Genomic DNA, 11,685 nt, shown 5'->3' with positions numbered 1-11,685 from the left:
TACCGCGATCAGCGGTACGGGCGCTCGGCACAGGACGTCAGGACGCCAGGCCCTCAGGCTTCGAGACCCTCAAGCCCTCGCAGCGGATCAGCCCTCCGACCCGCCGAAGCGGGTGCGGTAGCCCTCCAGGTCCTCGTCGGCGATCTTCGCGAAGAGCACCGGCGGAACCGTGAACGGCGTACCCGCCGGCACCGCGTCCAGGGCCTTGGCCTGCTCGGCCGTGACCCAGCTCGCGGTGTCGTCCGCCAGCGCGAAGGCACCGCGCATGGCGGCGGCCGTGGCCGGGATGAAGGGCTCGGAGACCACCGCGTACAGGTGGATGAGGTTCATCGCCGTGCGCAGGGTCAGGGCCGCGCCCTCCTGGTCGGTCTTGATCTCCAGCCAGGGGGCCTTCTCCTCCAGGTACGAGTTGCCCGCCGACCACAGCGCGCGCAGCGCGGCCGCGGCCTTGCGGAACTGGAGGGCGCCCATGTGCTCCTCGTACTCGGCGAGCAGGCGGGCGATCTCCTCGCCCAGCCGCGCCTCGGCCTCGCCGGCGGGGTTGCCGGCCGGGACCTCGTCGCCGAACCGCTTGCGGGAGAAGGACAGCACGCGGTTGACGAAGTTGCCCAGGGTGTCGGCGAGGTCCTTGTTGACCGTGGCGGTGAAGTGCTCCCACGTGAAGGACGAGTCGTCGGACTCGGGGGCGTTGGCGATCAGGAAGTAGCGCCAGTAGTCGGCGGGCAGGATCTCCAGCGCCTGGTCGGTGAAGACGCCGCGCTTCTGGGAGGTGGAGAACTTGCCGCCGTAGTACGTCAGCCAGTTGAAGCCCTTGACGACGTCGACCTTCTTCCACGGCTCGCGCACGCCCAGCTCGGTGGCCGGGAACATGACGGTGTGGAAGGGGACGTTGTCCTTGGCCATGAACTGGGTGTAGCGGACCGCGTCGTCGGCCTCGTACCACCAGGACTTCCAGTCGCGGGTCTCGCCGTCGGCGGCGGCGTCGGCCCACTCCTTCGTCGCGCCGATGTACTCGATGGGCGCGTCGAACCAGACGTAGAAGACCTTGCCGTCGGCGGCGAGCTCCGGCCAGGTGTCGGCCGGGACCGGGACGCCCCAGTCGAGGTCGCGGGTGATCGCGCGGTCGTGCAGGCCCTCGGTCAGCCACTTGCGGGCGATGGAGGACGACAGCTGCGGCCACTGGTCCTCGTGGCGGGAGACCCACTCCTCGACCTCGTGCTGCAGCTTGGACTGCAGGAGGAAGAGGTGCTTGGTCTCGCGGACCTCGAGGTCGGTCGACCCGCTGATGGCGCTGCGCGGGTCGATCAGGTCGGTCGGGTCGAGCACGCGGGTGCAGTTCTCGCACTGGTCGCCGCGGGCCTTGTCGTAGCCGCAGTGGGGGCAGGTGCCCTCGACGTAGCGGTCCGGCAGGAAGCGGCCGTCGACCGGCGAGTAGACCTGGCGGATCGCCCGCTCCTCGATGAACCCGTTCGCGTGCAGCTGACGGGCGAAGTGCTGGGTGATCTCGCGGTTCTGCTGCGAGGAGCTGCGGCCGAAGTGGTCGAAGGACAGCTCGAAGCCGTCGTAGATCGCCTTCTGGGCGTCGTGCGCCTGCGCGCAGAACTCGGCCACGGACAGGCCGGCCTCCTTGGCGGCGAGCTCGGCCGGGGTGCCGTGCTCGTCCGTCGCGCAGATGTAGAGGACGTCGTGGCCGGTCTGGCGCAGGTACCGGGCGTACACGTCCGCCGGGAGCATCGACCCGACCATGTTGCCCAGGTGCTTGATCCCGTTGATGTAGGGAAGCGCGCTGGTTACCAGGTGTCGAGCCATCCTTGGATGCTCCATTTCGTACGTACGGCGCCGATGGCGGTGGAGCCATGGCGGGCCAAGGTCGATGAGGCCGCAGCCGGTCGCCCGCCCGTCGCTCACGGTGACGGGCCGGGGACTGCGAACCGCCGTTCATCGTAGCGAACAGCACCCCCTCCCCCGCGATCCGTTTCCCCCCTCGGACACCTACCCCCTCGGGGCGTCGCTACGGCAAGGCGTGCGCGCACCTCCATGTGAACGGGGGCGGGGCGGATCGGTCATGCCCCGGCCTCACCGAATGAGGGACAGCACGGGCGGGTCGAACGGTCTGGGACGGGTCGGTGTGCTGGGTACGGCTAGGGGCGCGAAGCCCCCGTCAGCCGCCCCGTGGTGTGTGGGGGAGGCGCTTGACGCGGTAGGGCAGGCTGGTCCGGAGGCAAGCCCGGGCCAGGGGTGGCCGAAGGCCAGGGCGAAGCCCCTTGCCCCTGGGGTGGGCCTGCCGCAGGGCCACCAGGCCCTACCGCGTCAAGCGCCGAGGGGACCCGCACACCGCGGGGCGGCACCCCGGGAGCTGCCCCTCGAAGGGCGTGGCCACCCTCGCGTTCTTCGCGGACGGTTCTGGACCCGAGCCGGGAGGGGCAAGGACCCGAGCCGGGCGGCAAGGAGTCGGCCCGGTCGTGGTCACCGGGCCCGGGCCCAAGGCCGGACAGGGGCGACCCGGGCGGGAGCAAGGAATCCGGAGCAAGGATCCGGAGCCGGGCCCGGACCGGGCCCGGTGCGGGGTCAAGGGGTCGGGGTGTGGGAGTCGTAGCGGGCGAAGGCGGGCCAGCGGAGGGCCAGGAGGGCGACGGCCGCGACGCAGGCGAGGCCGCCGCCGGTGATGGCGAGGGCCGGGGAGGTCAGGTCGGCGACCGTGCCGGCGAGGAAGTCGCCGGCCCGCGGGCCGCCCGCGACCACCACGATGAAGACGCCCTGGAGCCGCCCCCGCATGTCGTCCGGCGTCGCCGTCTGCAGCATCGTGGTGCGGAAGATCATCGAGACCGTGTCCGAGGCGCCGGCGAGGGCGAGGAACAGCAGTCCGAGCCACAGGTTGCGGGTCAGGCCGAAGACGGCGACCGCCGTCCCCCAGGCGGCCACGGAGGCCAGGACCGCCAGCCCGTGCCGGCGGATCCGGCCGAGCCAGCCCGAGAAGAGCCCGCCCAGCAGCGCGCCCACGGCCGGGGCGGCCACCAGCAGGCCGACGGTCTTGGCGTCGCCGCCGAACCACAGCCCCGCCACCGCCGGGAACAGCGCCCGCGGGTGGGCGAGCACCATCGCGCACATGTCGGTGAAGAACGTCATGCGGACGTTCGGGGTGGTGGCCAGGAACCGGAACCCGTCCACCACCGAGGCCCGCCCCCGCTTGCCCTCGTCCCGCTCGGGACGCATCGCCGGCAGCCGCCACATCGCGTACAGCGCGGCGCCGAAGGTGACCACGTCGATCGCGTACGCCGCCTGATAGCCCCACAGCCCGACGAAGAACCCGCCCAGCATGGGGCCGACCATCGCGCCGGAGGTGTTGGTCATGGAGGTCAGGGCGTTCGCGGCGGGCAGGTGCTCGGCCGGCAGCAGCTTGGGGATCATGGCCGAGCGGGCCGGCGAGTTCAGCGCGAAGCAGACGGCCTGCAGGGCCACGACGGTGTACAGGAACCAGACCCGCTGGTACCCGGCGAAGGCCGCCGCCGCCAGCGCCACCGACAGCAGGCACGCGCCGACGGAGCTGTAGAGGCCGAGCTTGCGGCGGTCGACGGTGTCCGCGATGGCACCGCCGTACAGGCCGAAGAGGACGAGGGGTACGAGCGAGAACACCCCGACGAGGCCCACCGAGAAGCTGGAGCCGGTGATGTCGTAGACCTGGAGGGATATCGCCAGGGCGGTCATGGCCTGGCCGAGCCAGGAGATGGTGTTGCCGAACCAAAGCCGCCGGTAGTCGGCGGAGATCCGCAGCGGGGTCAGGTCCGCGAAGATCCGCCGCTTGGCAGGGGGCTCACCGGGGGCCACGCCCTCCCGGTCCGGTTGCTCGTGCTGCGCCTGCGAGGCTGTTCGGGTCACACGGGATGCTAAATCGATTCTCGTTGCACCCACCATGGATTTCATCTGGCGGACACGGCCGAATACCACCGGCCGCCCGCCGGACTCCCGCGTCGCGCGGGACCGGCGGGCGCACGCGGCGGCACGCCGCGGCACGGGGCCGCGCACGGTGGCACACGGCGGCACGCGGCGCCCCGCGGCCGCACCTGCCCAGACACTGCCGGACACCCGTTTCCCGGGCGCCCCACGGGCGCACCGGCCAGGGGCGAGTACCCGCCACGCCCGGCCCGTTCACCCGCGATTGACCGAAAGGACGTTCGCCACGCCCCCGCTGGTCGGCCCACCATGAAGGCGACTCGTATGTCCGGGGAGGCGTAGTGATCGAACCTGGCAAGAGCACTTCGGGCACGTCGCGCACGTGGTCCCCCGCGCCGGACGACGGCGACCGGCGCACCGTTCCGGGCCCCCTGCTCACCCTCGGAGTCGAGGAGGAGTTCCTGCTGGTCGACGCCCGTACGTGGCGGGTCGTCCCGGCCGCCCCGCAGGTGCTGTCGGCCGTCGCCACCCGGCCGCAGGTGCACGCGGAGGGCACCCGCTACCAGGTGGAGATCGCGACCCCGGTGGCCGACACGGCCGACCGGCTGCGCGACGAGCTGGCCGCGCTGCGCCGCATGCTGGCCAAGGAGGCGCGGGCGCAGGGCTGCCGGCTGCTGGCCAGCCCCTCACCCGTCCTGCCGGTCCGGACGCCACCGCACCTGAACGACGACGAACCGCGCCAGCGCGAGCAGTTCCGGCGGTTCGGCGCCCTGACCGACAACCTCGTGGGCTGCGGGCGGCACGTGCACGTCGGCACCCTCGACACGGACACGGCGGTGGCCGTGGCCAACCGGGTCCGGCCCTGGCTGCCGACCCTGATCGCCATCGGGGCCAACTCGCCCTTCTGGAACGGCCGGGACACCGGGCACGCCAGCTGGCGCGCGATGGCCTGGGGCACCTGGCCGTCCGCCGGGCTGCCGCCGCACTTCGCGTCGACCGCGCACTACCGGAACGCGGTCGAGCTGCTGCTCACCTCCGGCGCCGCGCTCGACACGAAGATGGTCTATTGGGACATGCGACCCTCGGGGACGTGGCCGACGCTCGAGATCCGGGCGCCCGACATGTCCCCGGAGCTGGACGTGGCGGTGCTCCAGGCGGCGCTCGGGCGCGCGCTGGTCGCCACCTCGCTGGCCGCCCTGGCGGCCGGCGAACCGGCCCCGCAGGTCTCCGACGACGTGTTGCGCCTGGCCCGCTGGCGTGCCGCGCACGACGGCCTGGAGGGCTACGCGATCGACCCGTTCACCGGTACGGAGCTCCCGGCGGCCACCCTCGCCGAGACCCTGCTGGACCTGCTGGCCCCCGACCTCGCGGCGGCCGGCGACCTGGAACACGCGTCGGCCACCCTGACCGCCCTGTTCCGCGACGGTTCGGGCGCGCACCGCCAACGCGCGATCTTCGCCCGCCGCGAGAACCTCTCGGACGTCCTCCACCACCTGGCGGACGCCACCGAGTCCGTCTGAACCCCGGTCCCCGGCCCGCCCCGCCGGCTCCCGCCCGGCCGACCCGCCCGAGCCGCAGGTGCACCACCCCCGCGCCTGCGGCCCCGGCCCGGGCGGCCCCGGCCTCGTACCGTCAGGGGCTCCTCAGGAACGCCCGCACCTCGTCGAGCGGCGAGGCCGCGAGCACGTCGAGCCGGCCGACGCCCGCGAGGACGCCGGCGTACTCGGTGAGGCGGGGGCGGTCCTGCGGGCGGCACAGCATCTCGGCGAAGCGGCAGGCGACGCCGAGCTCGTCCTGCGCGTTGCGGTAGGTCCTCACCACGACCCGGAACGACGCCTCCCGCGCCCCGGCGATCCGCATCACCTTCGCCCACCTGGCGTCGTCCAGCCTGCGGAGCTGGTGGTCGAAGACGCTGTCCTGCATGAGCGCGGCCAGGGTGCGCACGGCCAGTTCCTCCCACCCCGCCCCGTCGAGGCGAAGCACCCTGTCGAACGCCGCCCCCCGGGAGTCCGGCAGCCGTACGTGCGTGAGCGCCCTGGCCGTCCACGACGGCTCCGCGCACCGGTCCTCCGGCCGGACCAGCACCATCAGGTCGGTCAGCCGGTCCACCGAGACCCACAGGCCGGCCGTGTACAGGACCCGGTCGGCGAGCGCGTAGCTGCGGGAGCCGTCCGGGACGGTGACGTCCTTCAGGGCACCGCTGACGCGCGACACGGTGTCCTCCGCGACGAGGTGGGACAGGCCTTCCACGTACGCCCGCAGGCCGTGGTCGGGCGCCCCGGCCATGGTCCGCACCCCGAACTCCAGCACCTCCGCCACCTCCCGGAAGCGCGTCACGTCCGTCACGAACCGCTCGACCACCGTCTGCGGCCGGTCGACCAGGGACGTGTACAGCTCCACCACCTCGTCCAGCGGCCGAGTCGACACCGCCTCCGACAGGATCCGCTCCGTCTCCGCCGCCGGCCGGTCGTCCCACCGCGCCGCCAGATCGGGCAGCAGCTCCGCCAGCGGTGCGGACGCGGGCCCGCGCGCCTCCGCCGCCAGCCCGGCGAGCCGCTCCTCCAGGAGTACGACCCGCCCGCGCAGCTCCTCGCCCCGCTCCTCCGCGTCCCGCCGCCGCGCCTCCGCCTCCGCCAGTTGGCGGCGCAGCTCCGCGACCTCGCCCAGCAGGTCCTCGGTCCGCCGTGCGGCACCCGCCCGCACCTCGATCGCCGCCGCCCGCGCCGCCGACCGGTCGCGGGCCCATTCCAGTTCCACCCGCGCCAGGTCGTCCCGCAGGTCGCGGGCCTCGTCCTCCTTGGCCTCCAAGAGCCGCTGGAGGCCCTCGACGACCCGTCGCGCATCGCGCACCTCGCGGCGTACGCGCTCCAGCTCGTCCCGCGTGGCCTCGAGCTCGTACTCGCCCTCCCGGCCCGTCGCCTGCACCGCGGCCAGGAACTGCTGGTGCACCGCGAGCCGGACGGTCCCGCTCAGCGGCCGCCCCTGCTCCTTCTCCACCTCGGCGAGCAGCTGCTCCACGAACGACCGCGGCGGCCTGCGCCCGCCGCCGAGGTACCGGGAGACGGCCGTGTGGTGGAGGTGTACGCGCGTTCCGAAGGCCCGCTGCGTGATGCCCAGGCCGGCGAACAGCCCGGTCAGCGTGCGGCCGAGGGCGAGGAGCTCCGGCACCTCCCGCCGTTCGACCTCCGACGAGGTCCGGGGCGCGGCCCCCGCCGTAATCCGTTCGGGCAACTCCCCCACTGCGCCCCCTCCCGGCCGCCGTGAGCGCCATCACACCACGCGGCAAGGGCCGGGCGGGGCCGGAAACAGAAAGGTGCCCGGCCCGTGGACTCCGGGCGGGGCACCGAGTGGGCTGGTCGCATCGTTTCTGCGTGCCAACCCTGCGGTGGGGCGGGTGGGACTCGAACCCACGGCCGACGGATTATGAGTCCCGAGCAGATCGTCCAGGACGACCACTCCTGACCCCCACCTGTCCTTAAGTGCCTGGTCAGCGGCCTCCCGCCGTCCAGCTGAGTGAGCCCCGACGGGCTCGGACCACATCCGTCCGAGCCCGCCCGCTCACGCATCGCTCACGCAGCCCACTCTTGTCACCTGCATGTTTGGCGCCGTGAGAGCTTGATCAGCGGCTGGACTTGCACAGATCTGCCATTCAGATGACCACAGAGCCATAGGATCTCTGCACCTAACGGCACCAGGAGGGGTCCGATGGCAGAACTCGTCCAGGTGGAGGCGGTCAACTTCCGCGCCTTCCCAACTGCCACCATCTCCCTCAGCACCAGTGGGCTTGTCCTCGTGGCTGGCCCCAACAACAGCGGCAAGAGTGCACTCCTCTCAGTCTTCGACGTGCTCGCGGGGACAACGCCGGAAAAGGTGCACCACTACTTCGGCGACCGAGCCGGTGTGACCGCAATGTGGCTCCTCGACGAGCAGGAGCGGCTAGCCCTCCTGGGGCGGACACCTGACCCCCAACGCCTTGTCTCCGGCGGCGTTGCTCAGCACCTCGTCTGGGAGTTTGGCGAACTGCATGGGCTCATCCAGCCGACTGCAGTCCGATTCAACTACCGGGATGACTGGCGATACCTGGCTCGGCTTGAGGCCACTAGCAGTCGCGGTGGATGGCAGATGCACACCGCTCGCGCTCAGGATGCGCTCAACGGCGAGGAGCTAGATAAGTCATCGAGGACCTCGGGCAACGGAGACCCCATTCGGGACTCGTTGGAGCACTTCCATGCCATCCCTGTAGCCCGGGACGTGCTGCGGAAGTGGCGAAGCGGCTACTTTCACTTCCGGCCACTACGACAAGTCAGCGGACGCTCCGCCCCCCTGACTAACGTCTCCCCGAAGCTAGCTGCCGATGGTTCCAACCTCGCGACCGTGCTGCTGTACCTCCAGACCAACGAGCAGCACACCTGGTCCAAACTATTGCGGCTCATTGCCAGCATCATCCCCGACGTGGGCGAGTTGATGACCCCGGTCAGTGGTGGGGCGTGCGAGATCACCTTCATGGACCCTGCAGTGAAGGGCCGATTCCAGCACAACTTGAAGGACCTTGGCACAGGCGTCGAGCAGCTACTCATGCTGCTTGTCGTCGGGCTGACGAGAGCGGCCACGACAGTGGTCCTCGAGGATCCAGAGATTGGCCTTCACCCCAGTGCGCAGCGAGCTTTGCTGAGCCTTCTGCAGGACTGGTCGCGTCGTCGAGTAGTCCTTGCAGCTACCCATTCGGCCACGATGCTCGACTGGACGTCACCCTCGTCCACAGTGATCGCTGTGCGCCGCAGAGCCGGCGTCTCCACCGCTTCCCTAGTCACCACTGAGCGTGCCGAGGTCCTGCGGGAACTCGGCGTGCGGATGAGTGATGTCCTGTCGGCGGAACGGATCCTGATCCTAGAAGGACCCACCGACAAGGAAATCCTTGACGCCTGGTTCCACGACGTCCTACGCAGTCCTCAGATGGTGGTTCTCATGGGCGGTGGAGGATATGACGCCCGCCATGCCGACCTCCTGGCTGAGTGGTTGGAGGCCGCGGACAGACTTAGCGAGCGGCGCATCCTGTACATACGCGACCGAGACGAGCTGTCTGGGGATTTCCTCAGCAAGCTGGAGGCATCGAAGAACGTCTTTATGCTCCCGGGACGCGAAATCGAGAATCTCCTACTTGACTACGAGGCCATCGCCGAGGTCATCAACGAAGAACTCCGCCGACAAGGGAATCCCCTGATAGCCGGCGAGCAAGTCGCTGGCGTGGCTAGGTCCACGGCCGACAGGCTCAAGCAGACCGTGGTCATGAAGCGAGTGATGGCTGACTTGGCCGAGCCAATCCGCCTAGTCGACAACAACATGCGCAAGACTCTCGCGCGCTCCATCCCCACCGAAGAGACATTGACTGCTGCCGCAGTCTCCCGTATTCCGGAGCGTACGGAGGTAGAAGCCCGGATTGGCACTGCTTGGGCGATCCACTCGCAGGCCATCGAGAGCTCCTGGGACAGCGAGTGGGAGAACCTCGCTCCGGGCGCAGATGTGCTCAAAGGGATCTGGATGCACTTCCTGAGCCGCGGCTACAGCAAGGCTCAGGACGGCCCCGCACTTGCCCGCAGAATGAAGAATCCACCTATTGCGCTGCGCACAGCTCTGAAGGATTTTATGGGTAACCCTGAAAACGCCATCGCGCGGGTGGACGCGTCAGCCGCATGTGCGCAGCAAAACAACTGGAGCCCTCGATGACAGAACCCAGGAGCGGCATGTGGTGGGCGGGCGACTCACCTGTCGCTGCGGTCCCAGGAACGTTGACTCGCGTTGACGACCACTGGCAACTGGACCTCATCGGGACACTGCCAGTCAACACCTATTGGACGGACAGTCTTTCCCTGGTTCCGCTGGAGCGTATCTACGGGGCCTGCCACGGTGTCAAGTACACCCTTGACGGAGCTCGCCTCACAAATTCACGAGGCCCTGTTCTGACCCAGCAGCATCTCGACCCGGAGCTCACAGGGGATCAATGCTGGCAGAGGTGGTGCGGAACGGTGCTAATCGCAGGTGACACGGTGCCGAAGGACGCCCTCTTCTCAAGCGCCTCATTCGAATTCACTGGCCTCTCGACCTGGTGGCCGTTCAGCGGCCTGCGCGGACCCAGCGCAGCGCGCAGTATCGACGATTACGAGCCACCAGAGCCGTTGACGGTAGACCTGAACGATGGGTCCACGTTGAAGCTGTGGGTACGCGAGAGGCATGTCCACGGCCTTCGAGTTCGATCACTCGAAGAAAATGTGACGATCTTCTTCCAAGGGGGCGAAGAGTTCACGTTTGATTACCTAATCGAAAGCGTAATCGCCCCCCTGCGGGGGCTCGTAGCAATTTCCCTCAACTCCCCATCGCACGTCCACAGCATTGAGTTGACTCAAAAGGTTGACGGCAATCGCGAAGCTCTCCAGTCACGTACGCCGCTCGTCGTGGATCCAGGCTGCGCATACGAAGATCCCAGAGAGCTCTCCCCTCTACTCACAGCCGAGACCCTTGACTTGGTCAACTTCCTACCCCGGTGGATGGAGATCGCCCGAGCCTGCCAGGTCCCCCTCAGCGTAGCCGAACCCCACGACCGCTCCGAGGATCTGACTGTCCAGGTGGTAAGCATGGTGAGCGCGGCAGAGACGCTCCATCGCATCCTCATGCCCGACCCGAAGAAGGAAACGTCGGCGCTTGCCGAGCGCGTACTAGAGGTCATGACGGAGCACGGAAAATTCAACAGCAGCGAGCGACGGAAAGTAGCTTCTTCACTCTCATATTCCGAAATTTCACTCGAGAGGAGACTCCAAGAGATCGCAAACGCATTCGGCGATGAAGGTTCGGCATGGCTATTCGATGGAATGATGAAGGACTGGGCCTTGGTTTCGGCCACAATTCGCAATGCCCTAAGCCACGGCTACACAACACATCACAATGTCGAAAGCGATCCGGGAGCTCTTGTCACTGTTCTCAGGTTCACTCAGATCACCATCGTACTGAGGCTGCTGATCGCAGCGGGATTTCCTCACGATGGCGACCTCGTACGCCACTTCAGCTCCAATAGGAGGGTGCTCGCCCTCGTGCGCCAACGCATGGCCAGCTGGCCAACATTGGCGGAACGGATCCGAGCGCCTAGATAGCCTTCGCTTCGCCCTTTCGTCACAGAAGGACTGTTCGGCGGGTGCTCGACACGTCAGCACTCTGCGGCATGCGCCCGTATGCTGCCGCCTGCCCGGAGAAGACCTCGGGACGCACGGGGACGTAGCCGAGGCCGGCTGGTGCGATCTGGGACGAGCTAGCTAGTGACCTGAATCAGAGACCCTTCGCTAGATCTCCGTGACCTTTCGCCTGCCAGGCTCGGCTGTTCGCCTGCCCCGCACGGGAGAGGCAACGGCGATCGAACGTTGCATCTAGCAAAGGATCTCCGACTCAGGTCATTAGTGATCTGGTTCTGAGGTCATGGCTCACCTCATGAGGTGTGTTCCGTTTCAGATCTTGGGTTCTGCCTGACGGGGCCGGTATCCGTCGGGTTTCCTGGCCAGATGGGCGATAACAGGTTGAGGCCAAGAGTTCTGTCGGAGGCTGAGCGGCTGACGCTGGAGAGCTGGGCAAAGCGGGACTCGCCTAGCGCAGGGCCTGCCCCAGCGAGCGCGGATCGTGCTCGCTGGGCCCGAGGGTGGAGCAGCATCAAGTCGCCGCACGGCTGGTCGCGGAACGCTAAGCAGCGACCTACCCGCACGCACGGACGAGTTGATGAAGTACCCCCTCCATCGGCATCCGGCACCTGATCGA

At 68.8% G+C, this 11,685-nt stretch carries 6 protein-coding genes; 3 read left to right on the top strand and 3 right to left on the bottom strand.

Annotated elements, in window-relative coordinates; genetic code table 11:
- Nucleotides 1–87 precede the first annotated feature (87 nt).
- Together metG and ACIQCH_RS22630 are read right to left on the bottom strand one after the other, a co-directional pair.
- On the bottom strand, nt 88–1,809 hold the full coding sequence (metG, locus tag ACIQCH_RS22635; RefSeq protein WP_402583488.1) for a methionine--tRNA ligase: 1,722 nt from the start codon (nt 1,807–1,809) through the stop codon (nt 88–90).
- A gap of 759 nt (nt 1,810–2,568) precedes the next feature.
- A complete protein-coding gene (locus ACIQCH_RS22630; protein WP_402583486.1) occupies nt 2,569–3,876 on the bottom strand; it encodes an MFS transporter in 1,308 nt (435 codons plus the stop codon).
- Between the two features lie 356 nt (nt 3,877–4,232).
- Between ACIQCH_RS22630 and ACIQCH_RS22625 the strand changes: the two genes are divergently transcribed.
- Complete coding sequence (locus tag ACIQCH_RS22625; protein WP_402583484.1) at nt 4,233–5,411, top strand: glutamate--cysteine ligase; 1,179 nt, start codon at nt 4,233–4,235, stop codon at nt 5,409–5,411.
- A 112-nt stretch (nt 5,412–5,523) separates the two neighbouring features.
- Here the strand turns inward: ACIQCH_RS22625 and ACIQCH_RS22620 are convergent, their stop codons facing one another.
- The gene (locus ACIQCH_RS22620; protein ID WP_402583482.1) at nt 5,524–7,122 is read right to left on the bottom strand and encodes a hypothetical protein; all 1,599 of its coding nucleotides are present in this window, start codon (nt 7,120–7,122) and stop codon (nt 5,524–5,526) included.
- A gap of 474 nt (nt 7,123–7,596) precedes the next feature.
- Here ACIQCH_RS22620 and ACIQCH_RS22615 point away from each other — a divergent pair, with 474 nt between their 5' ends.
- The gene (locus tag ACIQCH_RS22615) at nt 7,597–9,615 is read left to right on the top strand and encodes an AAA family ATPase (RefSeq protein WP_402583480.1); all 2,019 of its coding nucleotides are present in this window, start codon (nt 7,597–7,599) and stop codon (nt 9,613–9,615) included.
- Entirely contained in the window at nt 9,612–11,033 is a 1,422-nt protein-coding gene (locus ACIQCH_RS22610) for a HEPN domain-containing protein (RefSeq protein WP_402583478.1), read from the top strand. The genes ACIQCH_RS22615 and ACIQCH_RS22610 overlap by 4 nt, the downstream gene beginning before the upstream one ends.
- Nucleotides 11,034–11,685: the final 652 nt, after the last annotated feature.

Source organism: Streptomyces sp. NPDC093225, from assembly GCF_044753805.1.
GTDB lineage: Bacteria > Actinomycetota > Actinomycetes > Streptomycetales > Streptomycetaceae > Streptomyces.
Note: the sequence above shows the minus strand (reverse complement) of the source record. Positions and strands in the feature narration are given on the sequence as shown.

Excerpts from the sequence above, each read along its gene's own strand:
- metG (WP_402583488.1), bottom strand. The coding sequence starts at position 1,809 with ATGGCTCGACACCTGGTAACCAGCGCGCTTCCCTACATCAACGGGATC.
- ACIQCH_RS22615 (WP_402583480.1), top strand. The coding sequence starts at position 7,597 with ATGGCAGAACTCGTCCAGGTGGAGGCGGTCAACTTCCGCGCCTTCCCA.
- ACIQCH_RS22610 (WP_402583478.1), top strand. The coding sequence starts at position 9,612 with ATGACAGAACCCAGGAGCGGCATGTGGTGGGCGGGCGACTCACCTGTC.